The 26,284-nt window shown below is 46.2% G+C and carries 25 protein-coding genes and 1 other annotated feature; of the genes, 23 read left to right on the top strand and 2 right to left on the bottom strand.

The window, feature by feature from the left end:
- The first annotated feature begins 133 nt into the window (after positions 1-133).
- The 12 genes from spoIIGA to MHI52_RS21325 all read left to right on the top strand — a co-directional run bounded on the left by spoIIGA (position 134) and on the right by MHI52_RS21325 (position 12,046).
- On the top strand, positions 134-1,114 hold the full coding sequence (gene spoIIGA, locus MHI52_RS21380; RefSeq protein ID WP_036614861.1) for a sigma-E processing peptidase SpoIIGA: 981 nt from the start codon (positions 134-136) through the stop codon (positions 1,112-1,114).
- Between the two features lie 11 nt (positions 1,115-1,125).
- A complete protein-coding gene (gene sigE / locus MHI52_RS21375) occupies positions 1,126-1,848 on the top strand; it encodes an RNA polymerase sporulation sigma factor SigE (protein WP_017687308.1) in 723 nt (240 codons plus the stop codon).
- Between the two features lie 111 nt (positions 1,849-1,959).
- Positions 1,960-2,742, top strand: coding sequence for an RNA polymerase sporulation sigma factor SigG (gene sigG, locus MHI52_RS21370; RefSeq protein WP_017687309.1), 783 nt, complete (start codon positions 1,960-1,962; stop codon positions 2,740-2,742).
- Positions 2,743-2,916: 174 nt separating this feature from the next.
- Positions 2,917-3,309 carry a YlmC/YmxH family sporulation protein gene (locus MHI52_RS21365; RefSeq protein WP_017687310.1) on the top strand — a complete coding sequence of 131 codons (393 nt, stop codon included), beginning with the start codon at positions 2,917-2,919 and terminating at the stop codon, positions 3,307-3,309.
- A gap of 51 nt (positions 3,310-3,360) precedes the next feature.
- Positions 3,361-4,260 (top strand): peptidoglycan editing factor PgeF, encoded by a 900-nt coding sequence (pgeF, locus tag MHI52_RS21360; protein ID WP_405157595.1) that lies wholly within the window; start codon positions 3,361-3,363, stop codon positions 4,258-4,260.
- A 6-nt stretch (positions 4,261-4,266) separates the two neighbouring features.
- Positions 4,267-4,968: a YggS family pyridoxal phosphate-dependent enzyme gene (locus tag MHI52_RS21355; RefSeq protein WP_036614854.1), complete on the top strand. Its 702-nt coding sequence runs from the start codon at positions 4,267-4,269 to the stop codon at positions 4,966-4,968.
- Positions 4,959-5,426 (top strand): cell division protein SepF, encoded by a 468-nt coding sequence (locus MHI52_RS21350; protein WP_017687313.1) that lies wholly within the window; start codon positions 4,959-4,961, stop codon positions 5,424-5,426. The genes MHI52_RS21355 and MHI52_RS21350 overlap by 10 nt, the downstream gene beginning before the upstream one ends.
- Positions 5,427-5,433: 7 nt before the next feature.
- Positions 5,434-5,703, top strand: a complete 270-nt coding sequence (locus MHI52_RS21345) for a YggT family protein (RefSeq protein WP_017687314.1) — start codon at positions 5,434-5,436, stop codon at positions 5,701-5,703.
- Between the two features lie 239 nt (positions 5,704-5,942).
- The gene (locus MHI52_RS21340) at positions 5,943-6,725 is read left to right on the top strand and encodes an RNA-binding protein (RefSeq protein WP_405157594.1); all 783 of its coding nucleotides are present in this window, start codon (positions 5,943-5,945) and stop codon (positions 6,723-6,725) included.
- A 240-nt stretch (positions 6,726-6,965) separates the two neighbouring features.
- Entirely contained in the window at positions 6,966-7,475 is a 510-nt protein-coding gene (locus tag MHI52_RS21335) for a DivIVA domain-containing protein (protein ID WP_017687316.1), read from the top strand.
- 57 nt (positions 7,476-7,532) lie between these two features.
- Positions 7,533-7,825, top strand: a binding site (T-box leader).
- A gap of 597 nt (positions 7,826-8,422) precedes the next feature.
- Complete coding sequence (gene ileS, locus MHI52_RS21330) at positions 8,423-11,521, top strand: isoleucine--tRNA ligase (RefSeq protein ID WP_405157593.1); 3,099 nt, start codon at positions 8,423-8,425, stop codon at positions 11,519-11,521.
- Positions 11,522-11,686: 165 nt separating this feature from the next.
- Positions 11,687-12,046 (top strand): DUF5665 domain-containing protein, encoded by a 360-nt coding sequence (locus MHI52_RS21325; protein ID WP_017687319.1) that lies wholly within the window; start codon positions 11,687-11,689, stop codon positions 12,044-12,046.
- Positions 12,047-12,084: 38 nt separating this feature from the next.
- On the opposite strand, the gene MHI52_RS21320 is transcribed toward MHI52_RS21325, so the two are convergent.
- Complete coding sequence (locus tag MHI52_RS21320) at positions 12,085-12,822, bottom strand: TraR/DksA C4-type zinc finger protein (protein WP_076250774.1); 738 nt, start codon at positions 12,820-12,822, stop codon at positions 12,085-12,087.
- A gap of 221 nt (positions 12,823-13,043) precedes the next feature.
- Between MHI52_RS21320 and lspA the strand changes: the two genes are divergently transcribed.
- The 8 genes from lspA to MHI52_RS21280 all read left to right on the top strand — a co-directional run bounded on the left by lspA (position 13,044) and on the right by MHI52_RS21280 (position 19,562).
- Positions 13,044-13,538, top strand: a complete 495-nt coding sequence (gene lspA, locus MHI52_RS21315; RefSeq protein WP_017687321.1) for a signal peptidase II — start codon at positions 13,044-13,046, stop codon at positions 13,536-13,538.
- On the top strand, positions 13,531-14,493 hold the full coding sequence (locus tag MHI52_RS21310; RefSeq protein ID WP_371129030.1) for an RluA family pseudouridine synthase: 963 nt from the start codon (positions 13,531-13,533) through the stop codon (positions 14,491-14,493). The genes lspA and MHI52_RS21310 overlap by 8 nt, the downstream gene beginning before the upstream one ends.
- A gap of 110 nt (positions 14,494-14,603) precedes the next feature.
- Positions 14,604-15,857, top strand: a complete 1,254-nt coding sequence (locus tag MHI52_RS21305; protein WP_405157592.1) for an LL-diaminopimelate aminotransferase — start codon at positions 14,604-14,606, stop codon at positions 15,855-15,857.
- 203 nt (positions 15,858-16,060) lie between these two features.
- Positions 16,061-16,951: a decaprenyl-phosphate phosphoribosyltransferase gene (locus MHI52_RS21300; protein WP_074096975.1), complete on the top strand. Its 891-nt coding sequence runs from the start codon at positions 16,061-16,063 to the stop codon at positions 16,949-16,951.
- Positions 16,952-16,969: 18 nt separating this feature from the next.
- Positions 16,970-17,602, top strand: a complete 633-nt coding sequence (locus MHI52_RS21295; protein ID WP_036614827.1) for an HAD-IB family hydrolase — start codon at positions 16,970-16,972, stop codon at positions 17,600-17,602.
- A gap of 26 nt (positions 17,603-17,628) precedes the next feature.
- The gene (locus tag MHI52_RS21290) at positions 17,629-17,919 is read left to right on the top strand and encodes an EamA family transporter (protein WP_301291408.1); all 291 of its coding nucleotides are present in this window, start codon (positions 17,629-17,631) and stop codon (positions 17,917-17,919) included.
- Positions 17,909-18,226, top strand: a complete 318-nt coding sequence (locus MHI52_RS21285) for an EamA family transporter (RefSeq protein ID WP_081746037.1) — start codon at positions 17,909-17,911, stop codon at positions 18,224-18,226. The genes MHI52_RS21290 and MHI52_RS21285 overlap by 11 nt, the downstream gene beginning before the upstream one ends.
- A 31-nt stretch (positions 18,227-18,257) precedes the next feature.
- The gene (locus MHI52_RS21280) at positions 18,258-19,562 is read left to right on the top strand and encodes a DUF6080 domain-containing protein (RefSeq protein WP_282320768.1); all 1,305 of its coding nucleotides are present in this window, start codon (positions 18,258-18,260) and stop codon (positions 19,560-19,562) included.
- 98 nt (positions 19,563-19,660) lie between these two features.
- Here MHI52_RS21280 and MHI52_RS21275 read toward each other — a convergent pair whose 3' ends face one another.
- Positions 19,661-22,336, bottom strand: a complete 2,676-nt coding sequence (locus tag MHI52_RS21275; protein WP_405157591.1) for a YhgE/Pip family protein — start codon at positions 22,334-22,336, stop codon at positions 19,661-19,663.
- 710 nt (positions 22,337-23,046) lie between these two features.
- Here MHI52_RS21275 and pyrR point away from each other — a divergent pair.
- The 3 genes from pyrR to MHI52_RS21260 all read left to right on the top strand — a co-directional run bounded on the left by pyrR (position 23,047) and on the right by MHI52_RS21260 (position 25,952).
- Positions 23,047-23,610: a bifunctional pyr operon transcriptional regulator/uracil phosphoribosyltransferase PyrR gene (gene pyrR / locus MHI52_RS21270; protein WP_017687330.1), complete on the top strand. Its 564-nt coding sequence runs from the start codon at positions 23,047-23,049 to the stop codon at positions 23,608-23,610.
- Positions 23,610-24,521 carry an aspartate carbamoyltransferase catalytic subunit gene (locus tag MHI52_RS21265; RefSeq protein ID WP_390926083.1) on the top strand — a complete coding sequence of 304 codons (912 nt, stop codon included), beginning with the start codon at positions 23,610-23,612 and terminating at the stop codon, positions 24,519-24,521. The genes pyrR and MHI52_RS21265 overlap by 1 nt, the downstream gene beginning before the upstream one ends.
- Positions 24,522-24,647: 126 nt before the next feature.
- Positions 24,648-25,952 (top strand): dihydroorotase, encoded by a 1,305-nt coding sequence (locus MHI52_RS21260; RefSeq protein ID WP_036614813.1) that lies wholly within the window; start codon positions 24,648-24,650, stop codon positions 25,950-25,952.
- Positions 25,953-26,284: the final 332 nt, after the last annotated feature.

Raw genomic sequence — 26,284 nt, 5'->3', positions numbered from 1 at the left:
AAAAGTTGGAACCACACCCCCATGATTAGACAGACTTTGAACAGGGGGCTCCGTATACTTGTGAATATGCTCATGAATATCAGGATATCGGGTACCGGTATTTCGATATGTTGCGCGCAGGCAGGTGAAGACTTTGGTTGTTTATGTGGATCTAATTTTTTTGACAAACCTGTGTATTGACGGTGCACTCATCGGAATGACCGCCTGGATGCGCAAGACAAAGCTGGTGTGGTGGCGATGGTTGCTGTCAGCCATTGTGGGTGCATTATACGTGGTCATGATGTTTGTACCGGAGTTTGATTTTATGTTCACCTTTTTGATCAAGTTCGGGTTCTCGCTGGTCATGCTTACGATTGCTTTTGGTTTTAAAGGTCTGCAGGCTTTTGCGAGGACGCTCGGTACCTTCTATGTGATTAATTTTGTCGCTGCCGGAGGTATTCTGGGTGTGCATTACATGCTTCAGAGCTCCGGTGAGTTGTTTAACGGCATTTGGTTCACGGCTTCTGGCGGTATGTCATTTGATCTGAAAATTGCTTTCTGGTTCACGTTTATCGTATTTTTTTCTGTCCTGTTTTTATTCAAAGCTGTGCAGAGCTCAAAACGGAAAACGGATCGCATGACGACCTATTTGGGTAAAGTTGAGGTCTGCATCGATGAGGTAGTCATTTCTTGTACAGGCCTTCTGGATACGGGCAATCAACTTACAGATCCCTTATCGCGCATGCCGGTCATGGTGATGGAGGTTTCGTTATGGCAAGACATGTTACCCGCTTCATGGAAGGGTAGACTCAAGGACGAGGCGCCGGACAACCTTATTCTGGAGCTTGATCAGGAAAGTTTTCAGTGGCAGGATCGACTGCGGCTGGTGCCTTATCGGGGCATTAACAAAGGGACTGCGTTTATGCTGGCAATGAAGCCGGACCGGGTGAAGGTGACGATGGAGGAAACATGTTATGAGACGACAAGGGTACTTATTGGTCTGGATGGAGGTGTTTTGTCGTCGGATGGGAAATACCAGGCCGTGATTCATCCTGAACTTGTGCAAGACGCTGCTTCTGCGCAGTCTACGGCTCTCTCTGCGGGAGCAACAGAAAAGCCGCTGAATGTGGTATAGGAGGAACGTACATGCTTGTGAAATGGAAACTGGTGGCGCAGCTGCAATATTACCGTCTGTTATTTTTGTTGGGGCTCAAAAGTGAAGAGATCTATTATATTGGGGGAAGTGAGGCACTTCCGCCGCCTTTGACAAGGGAAGAGGAAGAATTTTTGTTGCAAAAATTATCCTCGGGAGACTCGGCCATTCGCGCGATGCTTATTGAGCGCAACCTGCGTCTGGTGGTGTACATTGCACGAAAATTTGAAAACACAGGAATCAATATTGAGGATTTGGTCTCCATTGGAGCGATCGGATTGATCAAGGCAGTTAATACATTTGACCCGGAAAAGAAAATCAAACTGGCAACCTATGCTTCACGTTGTATCGAAAATGAAATTTTAATGTACCTGAGACGTAATAGTAAGATCCGAACTGAAGTTTCTTTTGATGAACCGCTCAACATTGATTGGGATGGAAATGAACTATTATTATCCGATGTATTGGGTACTGAAAACGATACAATCTATCGGAATATTGAAGAGCAGGTAGACCGGAAACTTTTGCACAAGGCACTGGAAAAATTAACGGAGCGCGAGCGAATGATTATGGAGCTTCGTTTTGGCCTGACGGATGGGGAAGAAAAGACACAAAAAGATGTAGCCGATCTTCTCGGAATCTCCCAATCCTACATCTCTCGACTCGAAAAAAGAATCATTAAAAGACTCCGCAAGGAGTTTAATAAAATGGTCTGAAATACATCTTTAGTCAGAATGGGTATTACTGGCAAGGGTTCCAAGTACGAATAAAAAAGCCTGCCCCGGAGATAATGTACATTAATGTTTCTCCTTGGGAGGTAAATCACGATGACCCGAAACAAAGTCGAGATTTGTGGCGTGGACACCGCAAAATTGCCTGTCCTCACCAACACTGAAATGCGGGAATTGTTTCATTCCCTTCAGCAACACCATGATCGCTCAGCAAGAGAGAAATTAGTGAATGGCAACCTGCGTCTGGTACTCAGTGTCATTCAGCGTTTTAACAATCGGGGGGAGTTTGTCGATGATCTGTTCCAGGTTGGTTGCATCGGCCTGATGAAAGCCATTGATAATTTTGATTTATCCCAGAATGTCAAATTTTCAACCTACGCGGTGCCGATGATTATCGGTGAAATCCGTCGATACCTGCGTGATAATAACCCAATTCGGGTATCTCGCTCCTTGAGGGACATTGCTTACAAAGCACTTCAGGTCCGTGACAGCCTGACGAATAAAAATTCCCGGGAACCGACGATATTTGAAATTGCGGAAGTACTGAATGTGCCGAAGGAAGATGTTGTTTTTGCATTGGACGCCATTCAGGACCCGGTCTCGCTTTTCGAACCGATTTATCATGATGGTGGAGATCCGATCTATGTTATGGATCAGATCAGCGATGACAGAAACAAAGATGTGTCATGGATCGAGGAAATTGCACTTCGTGAAGCGATGCATCGTCTTGGTCAGCGGGAAAAAATGATTCTGTCGATGCGGTTTTTCGAAGGGAAAACCCAGATGGAAGTGGCTGATGAAATTGGCATTTCCCAGGCTCAGGTATCACGTCTGGAGAAATCAGCGATACAGCAGATGCAAAAACATGTAAAGTCATAACACGATGCAAAGGCAGAAGGACGATCAATCGGGGCAGTGTATACCGTTGGTCGTCTTTTTGTTTTGGACCGTTTCCACATTCGATGAAAAACAGGACATTTTTCGCCCCTGAAACATATATTGTATAGAAGCGTGAAGAACGGGCAGAAGAGGAATAACAGGGGGCGGGAATGAATGAAAGTAAATACGAGCGAAGTAGCGGCACGAGGCATGAAAATCTCGGACTTTCAGACAAAGGATGTCATTAACATTACGGATGGTAAACGCCTCGGTCAGATCAGTGATTTGGAGTTGGATCTGAAGCAGGGACGAATTGAAGCGATTGTTGTGCCAGGGTACAGCCGTTTTATGGGTCTTTTTGGCGGGGGAACGGATCTGGTGATTCCCTGGAGAAACATTGTGAAGATTGGTTCAGATGTGATACTGGTGAAGATGGATGAGGTGAAGGAAAATACGTATGACGAGCGTGATCGCGAAGCGCGCCTGTATGATGAACAGCAGCATAACCGCACAGAGCGAGTGGAACGCATTGAACGGTCGGAACGTAATCAGCGTCGAACGATATAAATGAGACAGAATGTGGCTCATTTGGTACACTGGAAGTGGTGAGGTGAGATAATGGAACCCTTTGTATTGGATAAAGAATTACTTGAACGGACCAAAAAACCAAATTCAGATTTCGGTCCTGATCCGTTATTATTATATGTTGAGCCCTGGACACAGCAATTTGAACAGTTGTCAGTCGGGTTTACGACGAGGCATGGTGGAGTTGGAAAAGTTCCGTATGCTACGCTCAATTGTGCTTATCATGTGGGGGATGACCCTGAAGTTGTACTTAACAACCGCAGGCTTGTAACCGAGAAGCTTGGCTTTGCAGCAGAAGCATGGACCTGTGGAGAGCAGGTGCATGGCAAACATGTGGCTGTAATTACCGCTGAAGATCGGAGCAGAGGATTACTTGATCGTCAATCTGCGTTGCAGGATACGGATGGCTTGGTCACGAATGCGCCTGGTGTGCTGTTGACTTCTTTCTACGCAGACTGTGTTCCGCTTTATTTCTATGACCCTGTGCAACAGGCGGTAGGTCTTGCTCATGCCGGCTGGAAAGGTACAGTCGCGGGTATCGCTGTATCCATGGTGGAGACGATGGAACGGGAGTATGGCAGCCGTAGGCAGGACATTCGAGCTGCAATCGGTCCGTCGATTGGGGATTGCTGTTATGAAGTGGATGAGGCAGTCATGCAGCATGTACGGGTTTGGTTTGATGATTCCCCGGTTAATGATAAATACAAGGGTTCTGCTTCTAAACAAGCATATCGAGCCGTGAATAACGGTAAAACGATGTTAAACTTGAAAGAATGTAATCGACACATTATGATGAAAGCAGGAATAATGCCGGATCATATCGAATGTACAACATGGTGTACAAGTTGTCATCCCGAACTATTTTTCTCCTATCGGAAGGAAAATGGTGTTACAGGGCGGATGGCGAGCTGGATTGGGCTGGAAGAGAGGTGACCCTCTGTGTCATTGGAGGAGCGTATACAACAGGTAAATCAGAAGATCGAGGATGCATGTCGGCGCAGTAACCGTCATCGTGATGATGTGAATGTGATTGCGGTCACGAAATATGTCTCACTTGAAACAACGGGATCGGTGCTGGATCATGGTCTTGAGCATATTGGAGAAAACCGGTGGCAGGATGCACAGGCCAAATGGGAAGCTTTTGGTCAGCAGGGTACCTGGCACTTTATCGGTCATTTGCAGACAAACAAGGTGAAAGACGTGATTGGCAAGTTTCGTTACATACATTCACTGGATCGTTTGTCATTGGCGAAGGAGTTGGATAAAAAAGCAGCTTCACTTGGCATCCAAGTGGAAACGTTTTTGCAGGTGAATATTTCGGGTGAAGAGAGCAAGTATGGATTACAGCCTGAACAGGCAAGTTCTTTTTTGCGTGATATTCGTTCGTTCAACAATCTCAAGGTCGTTGGCCTGATGACTATGGCACCTCATGAGGAAGATCCGGAGCTGACGCGTCCCGTATTTCGTGGATTGCGTGAGCTGAGAGATCAATTGAATGGACAAGCCCTTACAGCAGAGCCATTGACTGAGCTGTCGATGGGGATGTCCAATGATTTTGAAGTGGCCATTGAAGAAGGTGCAACCTGGGTACGGCTAGGATCGATTCTCGTAGGAAAAGAGGAGGGTTCACGATGGGCGTAATGAATAAATTTATGAATTTCCTCGGACTTCAGGAAGAGGAAGAGATTGTGGAACGTGAACGAATGGCTGCGCAGGAGGAAAATGAATCTGAACATCAGGAAGCTGAAACCTCCAGTCTCGATAAACGTAGAAACCAAAGGGGGAATAATGTGGTGAGCATTCATTCCCAGAAAAATGTTAAAGTTGTTCTGTATGAACCGCGTTCTTATGACGAGGCTCAGGAAATTGCCGACCATCTGCGTTCGCATCGTACCGTTGTGGTGAATCTGCAACGAATTCGCCAGGACCAAGCGCTGCGTGTTATTGATTTTTTGAGTGGCACGGTATATGCATTGGGTGGCGGTATTTCCAAAATCGGCGGAAACATTTTTCTCTGTACGCCAGATACGGTTGAAATTCAGGGATCAATTACGGAAATACTGGCTGACAGCGAGCAAGATTATAACAGAATGAGGTGAGCCGTTTTTGGAGTCGTTAGTTAATATTTTGGGTTTTGCATATCAAATTTACTTTTACATGGTCATCGTCTACATATTGATGTCATGGCTTCCCAACGCACGGGAAAGCTTTATCGGTGAATGGCTGGGCAAATTAGTGGAACCATATCTAAGTCCGTTTCGCCGATTTATACCGCCTTTGTTCGGTGTGCTGGATATTTCCCCAATTGTGGCGCTGATCGTTCTGCAACTTGCGCTTAATGGGCTGATCTCCATACTCCGGTATTTTGCATATTAGAGGTTGTTCAAAAAGTCCGCTTTTGATTACGAAGGATGCCTAGTGGCATCGTCAGCATCGAATATGGAATTCAGCCGAAATAAGCGGGAGGCTTACGAAGTATGTTTCCTTCGGAAACATTGTAGTTGCTCACGTAGTTTTTTTCTACGCTCCGCTACTCCATTTCTAGCTTTATCCCATCTTCTCGGTACTGAAAACCGGTCTTTTTGAACACGGACTATTAGGGTAGGGTGACATAGATGAGCGGTGAAATTTACGAACATTTTAGCCATGATGAGCGGGATTTTGTAGATAAAGCTTCGGATTGGGTTGAGCGGGCAGGTAAGTATCATGACATGAAGCTAACTGACTTTCTTGATCCAAGACAGGTTTTTATATTACAGACTCTTGCCAATCGCCGTAACGACGTTCAGATTCGTCTGGATGGTGGTTACGAGGTTGCTGAACGCAAGCGTGCGCTGGTTGCACCTGATTATATGTATCTGGATGATGAGGATATGGGTATGCAGGTGCTCAGTATTACGTCTGATGATCAGAAAATCTCGGAGCTGGAGCATGGGGACTATATGGGTTCCCTGCTCGGGCTTGGGATGAAACGTGGAAAGATCGGAGATATCCAAGTGCTGGAGGACGGTTGCCATACAGTGGTGGCGGCGGAAACCGGCGCTTTTTTATCGCTTCAACTGAATCAGGTGCATCGGTTACATGTGTTCACAGAGTTACTTCCTTTGGATCAGATGCGATGGTCAGAGAGTAAACTGGAGACGATGGACATTACGGTCGCTTCTCTTCGTTTGGATGGAATCTGCGCAGATGTGTATCGGCTTAGTCGCAGTAAAGTGCTGGCGCCGATCAAAGCTGGTCGCTGCCGTGTGAACTGGAAAGTTGAGGAAGATCCCTCCAAATCGCTAAAAGCGGGTGATGTCGTATCCATTCAGGGATTTGGCCGCTTCAAGGTTATGGAACAGGATGGGATGACCAAAAAAGGGCGTTGCCGAGTGAAAATCGGCAAATTTGCCTGAGTCTGTTGCAGGAAAATCCGCTTTCTTGTCGAAATGTTTATCATAAAGGTGTAGAAAATACGCGGTGTATCCGATAAACATTAAGTCAAAGCTTTACATGAACGTTGGAGGATGCAATTCTGATCCTGCATTCCGTATACGTTGCCAAGGTTAGGCATCAACGATACGGCCCCTTGGGTGGTACCCATATGCTGCAAACCTTCTCTGGACGGGAAGGAACTTTAACAGGAGGTGGACAGCATGCCATTAACGCCGCTGGACATACACAACAAGGAATTTTCCCGACGTTTGCGCGGGTATGACGAGGATGAAGTCAATGAATTCCTGGATCAAGTCATCAAAGATTACGAAGGCGTCATTCGCGAGAACAAAGAGCTGAGCAATCAGTTGCTGTCCGTTCAGGAGAAACTGGATCATTTTTCTACAATTGAAGAGACGCTTAGCAAAACGATTATCATTGCGCAGGAAGCTGCTGATGATGTGAAGGGTAATGCGAAGAAAGAAGCGCAGTTGATCGTGAAGGAAGCAGAGAAAAATGCAGACCGGATCGTGAACGAATCGTTGGGCAAATCTCGCAAAATTGCTTTGGAAGTGGAAGAACTGAAAAAGCAGGCCTCGATTTATCGTGCCCGTTTCCGCACGCTTGTTGAAGCGCAGCTTGAACTGTTGACTCAGGATGGTTGGGAAGTGCTGGAGAGCCGGGAGCAGGAAGTGCGTGACCGTGAGCGGGAGATGAAAGAAATTTATTAGTCTGTCGCCTGGTTGACTTTTGTCTGCAAAGAGGCTATAACTATATTCATAATGAATAGTGATTCCATGACGGGTTCAGTACGTTATGATCTCATCCCTCAGAGAGTTGGTGGTTGGTGCAAACCAATGGATGAGTTATAGCCGAATATCTCCCCGGAGAAGTGACGCTGAAGCGGTGATTATGATTGCCGTGTGTAAGCCGAACCGTAAGCCGTACGTTATAACGGCACCCTGCAGTAGTTTAGCGGGGCATAAGCGCTGTTGATGACAGAGCATACCCAGGCTTGCCTGGATGTGGTTTGTGATGAACAGAATTAGGGTGGTAACGCGAGTATAGCCTCGTCCCTTTCCAGGGACGGGGCTTTTTTGTGTCCAAAAAAGGCGAACGTCCCTGAGGCCCGAAGGGACCTCAGGGAGAGAGCCACCTGCCGGGGGAGCGAAGCACCCGGCACACGGGTTTTGCCAAGGCGAGCGTCCATGAGGCCCGAAGGGACCTCAAGGAGAGAGCCGCCCGCCGGGAAAGCGAAGCACCCGGCACACGGGTTTCGCTAAGGTGAGCGTCCATGAGGCCCGAAGGGACCTCAAGGAGAGAGCCTCCTCGCCGGGGAAGCGAAGCACCCGGCACACGGGTTTCGCTAAGGCGAACGTTCATGAGGCCCGAAGGGACCTCAAGGAGAGAGCCGCCCGCTGGGAAAGCGAAGCACCCGGCAACACCCGCCTCGCAGTAAGGCCATGCGGCGTTCACGCAGGGAACAGCCGCAAAATGGCCGCCATCACGCACATTAACCTTCGCCCATAAGCGCCACCGATCCCCAACGACAACCCATCCCGGGTGTCCAGAGGGCGGAGCGCCTATGGGGTCCCCCTTGGCAAGGGGGATTTAGGGGGATTGAAACGCTTTTTGTGGACGGTCCACAATCCAACCAAAGAAAGGGAAGATAATCATCATGCAACGAGTTGACGTCAAAGAGAAGGCACGTGCCAGAGAATTACGCGTGTTAGATAAATGGAAAACGGAGAATACATTCAAAAGATCCATCGAAAACCGGGAGGGCAAGCCAAACTTCGTATTTTATGAAGGGCCGCCTACAGCAAACGGAAAACCGCATATCGGTCACGTACTGGGACGGGTAATCAAGGATTTTGTTGGACGGTATAACACGATGAAAGGTTACCGTGTCGTTCGTAAAGCGGGTTGGGATACACATGGTCTGCCTGTAGAACTGGGTGTACAGAAGAAACTTGGTATCTCCCACAAGTGGGAAATCGAAGATTACGGCGTGGAGAAATTCATTAACGAATGTAAAGCGAGCGTATTCGAATACGAGCAACAATGGCGTGATCTGACAGAAGGTATCGGATATTGGACGGATATGAATAATCCGTATATCACCCTTGATAACAACTACATCGAGAGTGTATGGAACATCCTGGCGACAATCCATGAGAAAGGCCTGTTGTATCGTGGTCACCGTGTGAGCCCGTATTGTCCTTCTTGTCAGACAACACTGAGTTCCCATGAAGTTGCACAAGGGTACAAAGACGTCAAAGATCTGAGTGCTACAGCGAAATTCAAACTGAATGACAGCGGAGAATTTGTACTGGCTTGGACGACAACACCTTGGACACTGCCTTCACACGTTGCACTTGCCGTGAATCCGGATATGGACTACTCCCGTGTTCGTCAAGGTGATGAAGTGTACATCATGGCAACCAATCTGGTTGAAAAAGTGATGAAAGATACCAAGGGTGAGTATGAAATCATTGGTGCACTGAAAGGCACTGACCTCGTTGGTAAAACGTATGATCCTCCGTTCAACTACGTACAGGCTGAGAAAGCCAACATCATTCTGGGTGCAGGCTTTGTAACGGATGCAAGTGGTACGGGTATCGTACACATGGCTCCTGCCCATGGTGAAGATGACTATCGTGTATGCCGTGAGAATGGGATCAGCTTTGTGAACATGGTGGACTTGGAAGGCAAATTTGTCGCTGAGGTTACTGACTTTGCGGGACGTTTCGTGAAGGATTGTGATATTGATATCGTGCGATATCTGTCTGAGCATGGACGGTTGTTCAGCAAAGAAAAATATGAGCACAGCTATCCATTCTGCTGGCGTTGTGATACACCGCTTCTGTACTATGCGATGGACAGCTGGTTTATCCAAACAACAGCCATCAAGGACCAATTGATTGCCAACAACAGTGAAGTGGATTGGTACCCAGGTCACGTTCGTGAAGGTCGCTTCGGGAAATTCCTTGAGGATCTGGTGGATTGGAACATCAGCCGTGATCGTTATTGGGGAACTCCGCTGAACATCTGGGTGTGCGAGGAGACTGGCGAACAATTTGCACCACACAGCATTGCAGAATTGCGTGCTCGTGCGGTAGGTGATGTGCCTGAGAATCTTGAATTGCATAAACCATATGTGGATGACGTTAAAGTCATGAGCTCTTGTGGCAAATATGAAATGAAACGTACACCGGAAGTGATCGATGTCTGGTTCGACAGCGGCTCCATGCCGTTTGCCCAGCAACACTATCCATTTGAAAATAAAGAAGTGTTCGAACAGCAGTATCCTGCGGATATGATCTGTGAAGGGATTGACCAGACACGTGGTTGGTTCTACAGCTTGTTGGCGGTTTCTACCCTTTTGACAGGCAAAGCGCCTTACAAAGCGGTTATGGCTACAGGACACGTTCTTGACGAGAACGGACAGAAGATGTCCAAATCCAAAGGTAACGTTATCGATCCTTGGGAAGTGATTGAAGAATACGGTACAGATGCATTCCGCTGGGCTTTGTTGTCTGACAGTGCACCGTGGAACAGCAAACGTTTCTCCAAAGGTATCGTAGGGGAAGCAAAATCCAAAATGGTGGATACGCTGGTCAACACCCATGCATTCCTGACGCTTTATGCTACCATTGATGGATTTGATCCACAGGAGCACCCGTTCCAACTGTCCGCACACAAGCTGGATCGCTGGATTCTGTCGAGACTGAACAGCCTGATCCTGGTTGTAGAAAAAGCATTGCTGGTTAACGACTATCTGAACTCTTCCAAAGCGATTGAAGCATTTGTTGATGAGTTGAGTAACTGGTATATCCGTCGTTCCCGTGACCGCTTCTGGGGAAGTGGGCTGACAGAGGATAAACTGGACGCTTACCGTACATTGACTGAGGTACTGGTGACTACCGCGAAGTTGGTTGCTCCGTTCACACCAATGCTGGCAGAAGACATCTATCTGAACCTTGCAACAGGCGAGAGTGTGCACATGGAAGACTATCCGGTAGCTAATGAAGCGCTGATTGATGCAGGACTGGAACAGGATATGGAGACGGCTCGCCGCGTGGTTGAACTTGCCCGTAACGTTCGTAACGAAACAGGCATCAAGACACGTCAGCCACTGTCCGAATTGATCGTTTCACTCGATAAAGGGTTTGACCTGGCAAGTTATGAAGAGATCATCAAAGAAGAAATCAATGTAAAAGGAATCCGTACGGAGCATAATGATGCGGAATTCGTTGACTTTACATTGAAGCTGAACCTGAAAGTTGCAGGTAAGAAATACGGTAAAAACGTAGGGTTCCTGCAAAACTTCTTCAAGGGAATGTCAGCCGATGAGACGCGTAAAGTGGTTTCGGAAGGTGTACTGAACATCGTTTCACCGGAAGGCGAAGAGCTGCAAGTAACGAGCGAAGAATTATTGGTTGATAAACAGGCCAAATCAGGTTTTGCTTCGGCATCAGGTTACGGTCTGACGGTTGCGCTGAATACCGAAATCACGGCAGCCTTGGAACAGGAAGGTTGGGTCCGTGAAGTGGTTCGTGCTGTGCAGGATACCCGGAAACGTCTGGACCTGCCGATTGAGAAAAGAGTACGTTTGACACTGGATGTGGATGCATCCCTTCAGGAAGCTATTCAAGCGTTTGATGATGTGTTGCGTGAAAATGTTCTCGTAACCGAAGTGACATTTGGCACAAATGAGGCCATGGAACGTGTTGAAGCCGGAGGCAAATCGATCGGTATATACATCGAAGCATAATTTGGATTATGTAATATTCAACAAGGACAGAATATAGGATATAAATAAACGAGCCGCAGAGGCAGGGACATATTCCCTGTATCTGGGCTCGTTTGTTTTTTAGGCAAAAAGGCAATGATTCTATAGTGCACTCAATCTATATTGATCAAAGGAACTGACCAAAACATGAGCGAACATGACAAGCAAACCGCATCCACTTCACAACAATCAACATCAGATAATCTCAATTCCCATGACAAAATTGAAGAGTTACATACCCTGACGAACCGTCTGGCGAATGAACTGGAACGTTCACGAATAGCGCAATACACAGAATTGCTGAACAGACCATGGAAATTGATTGGACTTAACCTGTTGTCTGGAGCCGCACGAGGTGTGGGGATTGCGATTGGGTTTACCTTTTTCGCAGCAACGATCATTTACGTTTTGCAGCTACTTGGGGCGCTCAATCTTCCCATTGTTGGAGATTACATCGCTGATATTGTGCGCATTGTCCAGCGCCAACTTGATATGAACACATACTAAGCGATTAAGCGAAAAAAGCAAATGATATCAAAATGCAATTAATACGTGTCATCCGTCTCCATATCCGGTTCTAACAGACCCTCGCCCTCACGGTTCTCCAGGTACTGGCGATATTGCCGATTGCGCACGATGGAGACGTCATGACCATAGATGTCCGTGGCAACAAAGCTTTCGTACGCTTCAACGCAGCCTTCCACTTCATCGGTGGCTTCAATCGCCATAACATCATAGCTGTCGATATCGCGTCCTTCAGCCATGGCTGGTGAGTTCGATGTGCCCCAGCTTTCAACAATCTGCCAAGTGTCTTCACCATCGAAGCCATTTTGATCATCACGCTCGTCCAGACTGGTTCGACCAAATGCCGGGGCGAGGAATTCTTCCTCTACAGGACGGTTCTCAGAGACAACGGTTTCCGGTTGATGTTTTTTGCAGTATTTGGTGTAGGGGACAGCTTCCATGCGTTCATAAGGGATGGGTTGCTGGCAGACCGCACATGTACCGTAATGTCCTTCTTCGATGGAGTGCAGTGCAGAATCGATTCGTTCCAATTGGAATTCATCATGTTCCAGCAGGGAAATATCTTTCTCGCGTTCATACACCTCCGTAGCTATGTCACCAGGATGGTTATCAATTGGTGATAATTCACCTGTCTGTAGTTTAAGGGAGTCTCCAAGGCCATAATGCTCGTTTTCCGAAAGTCTATGTTCAATATCGCGCTTATCGGACATCAGTTGGGAACGTAGAAATTGTAGCTGTTCGTTAGTAAAATGTGACATGATTTTCCCCTTTCTGCTTTCATGCTGAAATCCGGATTTTGACTCTATTGTAGGATGTGCCATTGAGGGCAAGATTACAGAAGGGAAATGTTATCGTTTTTGCCATAAGCATTGCGATGTAGCGCGTCGTGGACGATTTCCAAACAGCTGTGCTACAATAAACAAGTCTGGCGTAAGCCTGGTATCGTTTGGAAAAGACAAGAACGGAGTGACAAACAAACGTGGTGTATTATATCCTCGCTTTTATCGTATTTTTATTGGATCAGGGAACCAAGTATCTGATTGCAACCCGGATGGAACTCAGAGAAGAAATTCCGGTCATTGGCAATTTCTTTGTCATCACATCACATCGTAACTCAGGAGCAGCATTTGGCATTCTGCAAGACCAGCGTTGGTTCTTTATCGTGGTTACGTTGATTGTGGTCGTTGCCTTGATTTGGTATTTGCAAAAGGTAAAAGATACCCCGCACAAATTGCTGCCTGTGGCGCTTAGTTTGGTGCTTGGTGGAGCAATTGGCAACTTCCTTGACCGGGCATTGACCGGAGAAGTTGTAGATTTTGTACAACTTAATTTTGGAAGTTATACGTTTCCCATTTTTAACATCGCCGATTCGGCAATCTGCATCGGTGTAGGGTTGATCATAGTGGAGACATTGCTTGAAGGACGGCGCGAAAAAGCAGCCGCGAAGATTGAAGGGAATGAACATCATGAGTAATCCGAATAAGGAACAGATTAACGACGAAGAACTAATGAATGGCAATGAACGTATGGAATGGACCGTTGCCGCTGAACATAAAAAAGAACGAATTGACAAATATATTACGGAAGCCGTGGATAACGTATCTCGCTCCCAAGTTCAATTGTGGATCGGAGACGGAATGGTTACGGTAAATGGTGCTGTAGTCAAAGCCAATGCCAAGTTATCCGAAGGGGATCTGGTTGAGTTACAGATTCCAGAACCAGCTGCTGTGGAGATCATTGCCGAAGATATTCCGCTGGAAGTGGTATATGAAGACAGCGACCTGATCGTGATCAACAAACAGCGTGGTCTTGTGGTGCATCCGGCACCAGGACACACGTCGGGTACCCTCGTTAATGCACTTATGCATCACTGCAAAGACCTCTCGGGTATTAATGGGGAGTTGCGTCCTGGTATTGTGCATCGTATCGATAAGGATACATCCGGCCTGATCATGGCTGCCAAGAACGATCGTGCTCATGCATCACTGGCTGCTCAGTTGAAGGAACATACGGTGAATAGACGGTATATTGCGCTTGTTCATGGTCATCTTAATCATGATCAAGGTACCATTGATGCACCGATTGGACGGGATACCAATGACCGCAAAATGTATACGGTCACAGAACGTAACAGTAAACATGCCGTTACGCATTTTACCGTTACAGAGCGGATTAATGATTACACCTTGCTGGAATTGAAACTGGAGACAGGACGTACTCACCAGATTCGGGTTCACATGAAATTTATTGGTCACCCGCTTGTAGGAGATCCAACTTATGGACGGAATAAAGGCATCAAAATGCAAGGACAGGCTCTTCATGCGGCCATTCTTGGATTTGTGCATCCAACAACGGGAGAATACCTTGAATTTTCAGCTCCGATTCCGCAAGATATGGAAGACGTGCTCGCCTCGCTACGCAGTCGTTAACAGCTCCAAGAAAGTACAAATGTTCGGATACTTTGTCCATGGCTTTGATCACGCAAATGCTTCATATTAAAGTGTAGAAATTTGCGTCAAATGAGGAGATGAACAACGTTATGAGTATCGATAAATACCAAGAAACTTACATTCAGACTAATTTTGCCGACCGTATCGGTGGCTCCAACTATGGTAAAGACACGAACATTTATAAATTCGAGAAAATCAAACGTGCCAAAGCTTCGGCCAAAAAAGATTTTCCCGATGTGGAACTGATTGACCTTGGTGTAGGTGAACCGGACGAAATGGCTGATGCAGGCATTGTAGCTGCACTTGCAGAAGAAGCTTCCAGACCTGAGAACCGTGGTTATGCCGACAATGGTATTCCTGAATTCAAAGCTGCGGCTGCTTCCTACCTGAAAAACGTATTTAACGTAGAAGGTATCGATGCAGATACTGAAATCGTACACTCCATTGGTTCAAAACCGGCTTTGGCGATGATGCCTTCATGCTTCATCAATCCGGGTGATGTTACGATCATGACCGTTCCAGGTTACCCAGTTATGGGTACACATACGAAGTATCTGGGTGGAGAAGTGTTCAACATCCAATTGACGAAAGAGAACAACTTCTTGCCTGATCTGATGGCTATCCCGGAAGACATCGCAAAACGTGCGAAGTTGCTCTACCTGAACTATCCGAACAACCCAACAGGCGCAAGCGCGACGGTGGAGTTCTTCACTGAAGTTGTGGAATGGGCTAAGAAATATAATGTTGTGGTTGTACATGATGCTCCATACGCAGCATTGACGTATGATGGCAAAAAACCGTTCAGCTTCCTGTCGGTACCTGGTGCGAAGGATGTCGGCGTAGAGCTACACTCTCTGTCCAAGTCCTACAACATGACGGGTTGGAGAATCGGATTTGTAGCGGGTAACCCGCTTGTAGTCAAAGCATTCAGTGACGTGAAGGACAACAATGACTCCGGTCAGTTCATCGCGATTCAAAAGGCTGCTGCTTATGGATTGAATCACCCTGAAATTACGGAAAAAATTGCAGAGAAATATTCTCGCCGTCATGACATGCTCGTTGCCGCATTGAACGAACTGGGCTTCCAGGCTGAAAAACCTAAAGGTTCATTCTTCCTGTATGTAGAAGCACCAAAAGGTGTGGTTGGCGGACGTCGCTTTGAATCCGGCGAAGATTTCTCCCAATTCCTGATTCGTGAGAAACTGATCTCATCCGTACCTTGGGATGATGCGGGTAACTTTGTTCGTTTCTCTGTAACCTTTGAAGCGAAGGGTGAAGAGGAAGAAAAACGTGTTATTGCTGAGATCAAACGTCGTCTGAGCGACGTACAATTCGAATTTTAATCGCATTACCCAATAGTTCAATCATGTACTTACGAAGAGACCGGAAACGGTCTCTTTTTTTATGTCCATATTAGAATTTTTTCATTTACTCCCTTTACAAAATTATACAAGCAACATATGATTAGATCTTTACGTTATTTGTTATATACAGAAGTTGTTGTTGAAGGGAGTTATTACAATTGTTATCATCACGAACAAGTACGGTGTCCTCACCGGCTACAGGAACAGGCAGTACAGTGTCAGGATTAATCAGATTGTTAAGACCCAAACAGTGGACTAAAAATCTGCTGTTATTTGCTGCGTTACTATTTTCTTTTGAAGAGATTCGGACTGAAACCATTCTTGCGACGTTGCTTGGTTTTATTCTATTTAGCCTTGTTGCAGGCTGTGTTTATATTTTAAATGACTTTGTAGACCGGGACAGGGATCGACAGCATCCGGTGAAAAAGTATCGTCCTATGGCTTCTGGGCAGGTGAATCCGAGTCATGCTTTGTTGTTTGGCATTATTCTATTAATCCTTTCCGTAGGAACGGCCTTCATGATGAACCCTCTATTCGGGGTGTTATGTATCGTTTATTTCCTGTTGAATGTATCGTATTCATTTGTGCTGAAACATCTTGTTATCCTGGATATGATGACCATTGCAGCCGGCTTTGTACTTCGTGCCATTGCAGGTGGTGTGCTGATCCATGTGCCATTCACGCCGTGGTTTTTGATCTGTACCATGCTGTTGTCGTTATTTCTGGCCATTGGCAAACGGAGAAATGAACTTACGTTGCTTGAAGGAAACACGGGATCACATCGTAAGGTTTTGGATAACTACTCCATTACGTTACTGGATCAATTCAATACAATTGTGACAACAGCTACGATTATCAGTTATTCCCTGTTCACATTCACTTCAGATCGAACCATTCATCTCATGTGGACGATTCCATTGGTCATTTACGGCATGTTCCGTTACCTGTATCTGATCCACATGAAGAACCAGGGAGGTTCGCCCGATCGTGTGCTGTTTGAGGACAAGCCTATATTAATTACGGTTATGTTGTATGTGATAAGTGTTGTTACAATCTTTGCAATCTTTGAATAAAGGCTGAGGGGGATCAGGGTGAAAAGCACGAAAGTCGCAATTTTTGATATTGATAAAACGATCATACGCAGTGATTCCATGTTTCAATTTGTGCATTACGGTGTTCGCCGTTACCCGTGGCAGGTATGGAGATTACCTGTCATTGCATTACATACCGTGTTATTCAAGGCAGGCTTTATGACGGTTGAACAAGTCAAACGATCCTACTTTCAAGAAATTGAGCGTATGTCTGAAAAAGATCTCGAACATTTCTTTGATACTCGCTTGCGTACGTCCATTTTTGCCGAGGCCAGTGTAGAGATGCAACATCGCAAAGAAGCAGGGTATCATGTCTTGCTAGTAACTGCATCTCCGCATGCCTATATGAAATACTTTAATAATTTTCCCTGGGTGGATCATGTAATTGGAACTGAACTTGTCCGTCATGAGAATGGTTACACATGCAGAGTTGATGGCAGCAATTGCAAAGGGGAAGAGAAGGTACGCCGAATTCAGGCTTATCTGAGTGAGAAGAATATGGTCATTGATTATGACCAGTCATGTTCCTACTCGGACTCCTTATCCGACCTTCCAGTCATGCAACTTGTAAGTCAACGATACTTTATTAACAAGCGTGTTCCGGACATGGAGGCATTAACGTGGGGGAAATAAAATCGCGTCATACTGGTAAATGGTTGATGCTCGTTTCCGCTTTTCTGACAGCAACGGGTCAATTGTTCTGGAAATGGGGACTAACCGAGTGGATCTACCTGGGTGTTGGTTTTCTGTGTTATGGACTTGGAGCAATTTTGATGATTAAAGCTTTTGCTCTGGAAAAACTCTCTGTTGCTTATCCTCTGATGTGTGCCAGCTACGTATTTGCCTTAATCTATGGATATTTTTTGCTTGGGGAAGAAATTACGATGCAGAAGCTGGCAGCAGTTGTGTTGCTTGGAATCGGGGTGACATTAACCAGTGTTGATCGATAGCTGGATGGTTGCCGTATTAATTGTCATGACGTTGTGTGGTGCACTGGGCGGGGCCGGACTGAAAGCTTATGCTTCCAGTCGCAATCGTCTGCATGTACTCATGGGACTTGGATTCTACGGAACGGGTGCGTTGCTGAATATTGTATTGTTGAAGTTTCTTCCATTAACCGTAGTGTTGCCTGCGAACGCATTAACATATGTGTGGACTCTTATCATAGCTCGGCTGGTATTTAAAGAGACGGTGGGCCCTTTACGCTGGATAGGTGTGGCATGTATTATGGGTGGCCTATGTTTATTGGTATTTTAGAACTTAATTAATCAGGATGTGAAATGAAAGCATGAACTTTTTAGATCACTTATTTTATAATCGCAGAGCCAACTGGACAGCCTTTTACCTGTTTGCGGGATTTGCTCTGTTCTATGGTTTAATGAACGGCTCGTATGTTCTGTACATTGAAAATAATGCAGAGATGCTTGGGGCGTATACCCCATTTAATACGACGCTGTTTCCAATTAATTTATTCAACTTTGATCCTTCAATGTATTATGGGGACAACAGTTCTTCCGTGATCCATCCGCTGATTTCCTTTCTCGCAGTCACCCTTGCGGCTGTAGCGAAACTTCTGGGAGGCAACTGGTTCTTTCTAATTTTGCAATCGCTGGTGAATGCGGGTTCGGTGGTGCTGGCGTATCTGTTCCTGAGTCAAAAAGAAGATAAACCGACCATCGTACCGCTGCTGTTTGCCTTACTGTTTGGTTTCAGTTCCTATCTGATGTATACCGCGTTGATCCCGGATTCGTATCCTTATGTACAGTTCGTTATTCTGTTGTCGGTGGTTTACATGCAGTATACTCGTGAGCGTCAGGACGTACGTTATGTACCCAATGCATTGCTTGCATCGATTAACTTTGGACTAACCTCGACCAATATCGTACCATTTGCTGCTGCCACATTCTTTAATATGAATACATGGCGCAATAAGGCGAATTTGAAAAAATACATCGGCATCATGGCACTGGCGGTTCTGATCATCGTCGTATTAACTGGGATACAGTATGTTGCATTCGGAGGTCGTAGCTGGGTTAGTAACTGGCTGTTGGGCATTCAAAATGGTGGAACAAGCTATGCAACACCATTCCAGTTCGCTGTTCATTGGAAAGCATTGAACATGTTAACCATTAATCCGATGCTGACACCGAAGATGCATTTACTGGACCCGGGCATGGCAGCCTTTGTTACGGATCTATCACGTTCCAATCCAATCTATGTGCAGATGACAGGTATCTTTGTTTTACTACTGGCATTCATGGGCTTCATTAAGGGCATTCGTGAACGTGAAGTGTGGACCATTGTGCCATATATTCTGTTTGCCTTTTTGCTTCATGTCGTCGTGGGCTTTGGTCTGGCTGTATTTCAATATGATATGTACCTGTATGCGGGACATTATCTGTTTGCGTTCTTCCTGTTGGGTGGAGGTTTCGTCATCAGCCTTCGTCCGGGATTGGGGAAAAAAGTGGTTATAGGCTTGATCATGTTATGTGTTATCGTTACGGCAAGTAACAACATCTATCGCCATGTAGAAACATTAACAACAATCAAACAATCCTATAATCAGTTGGAACAGGAACGCTCAGTGAAATAGTCAAATAGTAAATGTATCGATTCATATAATGAAATAAGAAAAGGCTATTGGATGTAAAGTCCAATGGCCTTTTCTTAATTAGTGTTGAGCAAAGTGAGTTAAGCAATAATTTTGGTCTTCTTGGCATTCTCGGCTGAACGTTTGGTGAGACTGCTGAGTGGACGTTTCAAAGCGAGAGCAACAATGAGACTCAGCGCGATGAACATACACAACCACAGAATATCCTTGATGGCAGTAGACCACAATATGCCGCCGACCGACTCACGCAACAGACTGATCGCATACGTGAAGGGCATGAACGGATTCAATGCTTGGAAAAAGGGTGATGTCATGCTGATTGGGAACGTACCGCCGGAGCTGGAGAACTGGAACACCATGAAGATAATGGCGATCCCTTTTCCGATATTTCCAAATACGGACAGCAGGGTGTACGTTATGGTGACAAATACGGCACTCACCAGCATGGCAAACAGGACAAACCACAGTTTATCTGCAACATAGGTACCCAGGATTAAGATATCTCCCAGGGTGACACATATCGCCTGAAGTAACCCAATGGTCAGAAAAGTACCGAGACGTCCAAGATACAATTCATATCCCCGGAACTTGCCCCCTGGATTTTCAGCTTCGGCACGAAGCAGAGAAATCAACAGTGTTGAGCCAACCCACAAGGACAGCACGCCATAAAATGGTGACATGGCCGATCCATAATTCGGAATCGGATAAAGCTGTTGTTCTTTGATTTGCACGGGACTCGAAAGGAAAGCACTCTCTTCTTCAATATCGCCGCGCAAAAGTTTGGCGAGCTCCGCAAACTGGTTATTACCTTCGACCTCCCGAAGTTTGTCAGCAGCCTTGCTGATGGCACTTTCCAATGCTGGCAGATCATCACGTACAAGCGCGGCAACACGGTGAACTCCTTTTTCGACCTCCGGCAGCTGATTCTGTACAAAATTGGATGCCTTGCCTATCTGTTTCTCGGCAGTAGGCAGATCATTACGAACAAAATCAGCTGCTTCGTTCAGTTTGTTTCCCAGCTTGGGTAGATCGTTTCGAATTAATGAAGAAACTGTGTTCAGAGCTTGGATAAAACCTTCACTTTTGTTCGCGAGTGTCTCTGATATCTGATGGATCTTAGATTGTATTTGAGGCAGTTCGCTCTGGATTTTTGTCAACTCTGCCTGCCCAAACGTAATTCCTTCTTTGGCTGATGCAAGAATGTCCGCAATATCCGGAATACGATCTTTTGCTCCTTGCAGAGTTTCTGCTGAAGTGGAGAGGGTAGACCTGAGCTTATCCGCACCAGCTGCAAGTGCAGGCGATATTTCACTTTCATAGGTGTTTAAGATATTGCCAATCCCGCTGCTGATGTCCTTCGAGAGAGTATTTAACTGAGCGATGACGTCTGTTGGTGGAGTTGTATTACGACGCATGGCATCACTGATGATGCCAGCCAAGCGGATCTGCAACTGAAGTTTATCTGAAACGGAGTTCAGTTGTGTGATTTTATCGGCAAGTGGTTGGCTTGGAAGCAAGTTATTGATGTTGCCCAGTAGTTCTGCCATACTGTCCACGAGTTTTACCGCAACCCCTAAACGTGAAGCAATCCGGTCGAGATCTTCTACTGTAGGAAGGTTATTAAGATCCGAATTTTGCAATTGTGCAAATACGTCTCCTGTAGCGTTAGTAATCTGCTGCACCAGCAGAAGATTTTGGCGGATCGTCGGGCCAATTGTCTGAAACGCTTCTTCACTGGAATCCACGAACTGATTTAATCCCTCTGCAAGCTCAATCCCGTTGCCAGCGATTTGTGATACTTTGTCCAAACCTTGCTCTGCTGCCGTTACGATAGACAGAGCTTTGTTGGTTTTATCCAGCGCCGTTTGGATGACATCTGATACCTGGCCAAAGTTTTCATCCACTTCTCGAATGCGTTCTACCGCTTTTTGTATATCCGGTATCCGCTCTTGAATAGCCAGCACTTCGGAAGCCGCATCATTAATTTGTGGCCAATACTCCTGCACCTTGAGCACATACTGCGCTGCTTCATTGATTTCAGGCAGTTTTTTCTCGATTTCAACGATCTTTTGAGCATCTTTTACAATCTCGGGCATGGCTTTTTCTACTTCCAGAACCTTTTGACCTGCGGCTTGAATAGCCGGAAGATTTTTCTCCAGCGTAAAAATGCCATTCTCCATTTTGCGTAATGTTGGAAGCTGGGAATTAATCTCAACCCCGGCTTCATTCAGCTTGGTCAGAACGGCCTCACTGACGGCTTCAGTGAAATTTTCATTGATTTGTGTTGTTATGGCAGATACACCAGAGCCTGTGATTTTAGGAGCAATGGCATTCACCTTCTCATTGACGGTATAGATTACTTCCGGTCGCTCCAGCTTCCCATTAACGATGCCTGTAATTTTGGATGAAAAGTCCCCCGGAATGAGCAGGCTTGCATAATACTCTCCAGTTTGCACACCCCGATTAGCCTCAGCCTGGTCCACAAAAGTCCAGCCCAGCTTTTCGTTGTGTTTAAGGCTGGATACCAGTTCGTCTCCGATATTAACATGGGTTCCTTCAACAGTCGCACCCTTGTCCTCAGTTGTCACCGCAATTTTGATCCCCTGGGTATTACTGTATGGGTCCCAGACGGACTTCACGTTGACCCAGTCATACACCCCGGGCAGTAGAATAATAGCCACAATTAGAAATATACCTGTAGGAACCTTCAGAATATGCAACCAGTCTGTTTTGTAAACGTGCCAAATGTGACGCATGACTTCCTCCTAAATGTACATAAATGTAGGGCGTAACTTATTTCTATGTCGTTAATTTGTGAATCTTATGTATATCGGTATTATTGCAGTATCTAATAATGGGTTCATGTTTATAAACTGTACCCATTTCACTTGGTACTAATTCAGAGCCTTCATAATATTGCGTAAAATGAAACTCACTGTCTGTTCTAAAAAGAAGTGTTTTATCTCTTTTGAGTACAGTAAGAGGTTTATTTTGGTTATATCAAATTTCTCATTTGCCTATGGATAAATATGCAGAAATGTTGTATAATTATGAATAACCAATGAGATGTATTGTGCATGGATGTTTTTCAGCCTAACTGCTGATTCTAAGAAGAACGTAGCAGAGGGTTTTCACCTGCGATGGTGAGGTGTTGACAGGGGGTTGTCTTTCTGTCATAATTCATGAAGACAAACGGACATATTGATTACAGAACCCTGTGAGGTCCTGCAATATGAACGACATGAATAGCACCTTTAAATCAGTCCCGTGAGACTGGCAAGGTAACGTGAACGATACATCGTTTTTTTGCTGCGGCAAATGAAGCGATGCATCCCCGAGAGTAAACTTTCTTCAGAGCGGTCTGAAGTTCGGAGACTCCTTGCCAATAAACACGGCAAGGAGTCTTTTTTTTTCTCCTCGTCACGGGGCCATGATGCTGAAGGGAAATCCTGAGGAGGCTGAACGCATGAGCACAGAGACACATGTCATTATGGATGAGACGGCGATCCGCCGCGCATTAACACGGATTGCCCATGAGATATTGGAGAAAAACAAAGGAATCGACGATTGTGTGTTGGTCGGTATCCGTACACGCGGGGTTTACCTGGCAGAACGGATTGCCGCCAAGATTGAAGAAATCGAGGGCGCCAAAGTCCCCTGGGGAGAGCTGGATGTGACTCCTTACCGCGATGACCGCTTGGACGAAAATAAAGCGAATCGCAAGGAAATGTTGATTATGACACCTGAATCACTTTCGATCCATAACAAAAAGGTGATTTTGTTCGATGATGTGCTCTATACCGGACGGACGATTCGCGCAGCGATGGATGCCCTGATGGACTGTGGAAGACCGCAGAACATTCAGCTGGCTGTACTCGCAGACCGCGGACACCGGGAACTTCCGATTCGACCTGATTTTATCGGCAAGAATGTGCCGACTTCCAAATCAGAGGAGATTGAAGTTGCACTCATGGAAACGGACGGACAGGACGAAGTCAAAATCACTCAGAACCGGGGGGAGCAAGCATAATGATTACACAGACAGCATTGAGAGACCGAAGCTTGCTTGGACTGAAGGAACTTAGTCGAGGAGAAATCGAGTCCATTCTGAACAGAGCGGCTCACTGGGAAGCGCAGAAAGAGAAACTGGTTCCTGTACTGGAATCACGCTTTGTTGCAAACATGTTCTTCGAGAACAGCACACGTACCCGCTTCTCCTTCGAAATGGCAGAGAAACGCCTGGGCGCACAAGTGCTGAACTTTACGGCAGCCGCATCCAGTGTGGAAAAAGGAGAGTCCATCTACGATACGGTACGAACACTTGAGTCGATGGGCATTGATGCAGGCGTGATCCGGTTGAAACCGGCAGGCGTTCTGCAACAACTGGCTCAGAAAGTGAATGTACCACTCGTGAACGCCGGAGACGGCAACAATGAGCATCCTACACAAGCACTGCTGGACCTCTACACGATGAGGAAAACATTTGGCGAACTGAAGGGCTTGCGTGTTTCCATCATTGGTGACATCCTGCATAGCCGTGTAGCTCGTTCCAACCTGTGGGCACTGCAAAAGTTTGGTGCAGATGTACGCTTCTGTGCACCGCAAACGATGCAGGCACCGGAACTCGCAGAGCATGCTCCTTATGTCGGTCTTGAAGAAGCGCTGGATGCAGATGTAGTCATGATGCTCCGTGTTCAACTGGAACGTCATCAACATGGCTTAATTACTTCAGCTGAGGATTATCGCGAACACTACGGATTGACGGAAGAACGGGCATCACGCCTAAAACCAAGCACCATTATCATGCACCCTGCTCCAGTGAATCGCAACGTCGAGGTAGATGACGCGGTTGTGGAAAGTGAAGCATCGCGGATCTTCCCGCAGATGGCAAACGGCGTTCCAATCCGCATGGCGGTTATGGAACGTGCGATGAAACTGTAACAGGGTCTGGCTGTGGGTCATAGGCTGACGGTACGGTAGTTCTTATAGAGCAATAAGAGAGTACACGATAAAGAAAATCATCCGGCTTGCCTGGTAAGCCGGACAGAACCGAAGCGGAGGGCAATTATGCTACAGATTATAAAAAACGCAAACGTCTTGAACCAACAAGGGGAACTTGAACGGAAAACCATCATTATAGATGAAGGTAAAATTAAAAAGATCGCTGGTCTGGAAGACCAAGCCGTACTGGATGCCGAAAAGTCAGCGCAAAGTGTGACAGACGCATCAGGCAAACTGGTCATTCCGGGATTGATCGATATGCATGTGCATCTGCGTGAACCTGGATTCGAACACAAAGAGACGATCGAGACAGGTGCCCGTTCAGCAGCACAAGGTGGTTTTACAACAATCGCTTGCATGCCGAACACAAGACCAGTAACAGATACAGCGGAAGTTGTGAAGCTGGTATTGGATAAAGCCAAAGAAGCTGATCTGGTTAAAGTGTTGCCTTATGCAGCCATTACAAAAAATGAACTGGGTCGTGAACTTACCGATTTTGCCGCATTAAAAGAAGCAGGCGCTATTGGATTCACAGATGACGGTGTAGGCGTACAAAACGCTCAAATGATGAAGGATGCCATGAGCCTCGCAGCAAGCATGGATATGCCAGTGATCGCTCACTGTGAAGATGACTCACTGGTTGTTGGTGGATATGTGACGGAAGGTGAGTTTTCGAAGCGCCACGGCATCAAAGGGATTCCAAATGAATCCGAAGCCATCCACGTTGGCCGTGATATCTTGCTCGCAGAAGCAACAGGAGTTCACTACCATGTCTGTCACGTAAGTACAGAGCAATCAGTTCGCTTGATTCGTCTAGCGAAGTCCATCGGCATTAAAGTAACTGCTGAGGTATGTCCACACCATCTGGTGTTGTCGGATGAAGATATCCCGGGCATGGACGCCAACTGGAAAATGAACCCGCCGCTGCGCTCACCACGCGATGTGCAGGCTTGTATCGAAGGTTTGCTGGACGGCACGCTGGATATGATCGTAACTGATCACGCGCCACACAGTGAAGAAGAGAAAGCCAAAGGCATGGAGCTGGCACCTTTCGGAATCGTAGGATTCGAAACAGCCTTCCCGCTGCTGTACACCAAGTTTGTGGAAACAGGATTGTGGAGCTTGGATTTCCTGGTGAAACGCATGACAGCTGATCCGGCACGTGTATTCCGACTGGATACAGGCAAACTGGAAGAGGGAGCACCAGCCGATATCACGATGATTGATCTGAACGAGGAAAAAGCAGTTGATCCTGCAACGTTTGCAACCAAAGGAAGAAACACACCATTCACAGGTTGGAAGCTGAAAGGCTGGGCCGTACAAACTTGGGTGGATGGCAAAAGCGTGTGGAATAACACGGTACAACAGTAAAACGGTAACTTAGCAAATTAATAAATCAGTAACTCTATATCTTTAACTCTTTAAAACAGTAACAGTAATTCTTAACTCTTAAATCAACAAGTCATTATAACTCTAAATTTACAACTTCTACTCAGTAACATCTTTTCAACTAACTCGAGGCAAATTATGCCGAGAGTCTAACATACGAAACAAAGCAAAGTTGAATGTCATGATTTTGAACTTGGACACCAACGTAACTGCGGAGTGGGCAGAAAGAACCCGAAGAAGCAAAGCGTTCGCCTTTATCACCGGATTACTCCATTTGAAGAATGGGATCAAAGTAATCCGGGGATAACAGCGAT

Source organism: Paenibacillus sp. FSL H8-0283 (assembly GCF_045040675.1).
Classification (GTDB): Bacteria; Bacillota; Bacilli; order Paenibacillales; family Paenibacillaceae; genus Paenibacillus; species Paenibacillus amylolyticus.
This window is presented reverse-complemented; position numbering and strand designations above follow the sequence as displayed.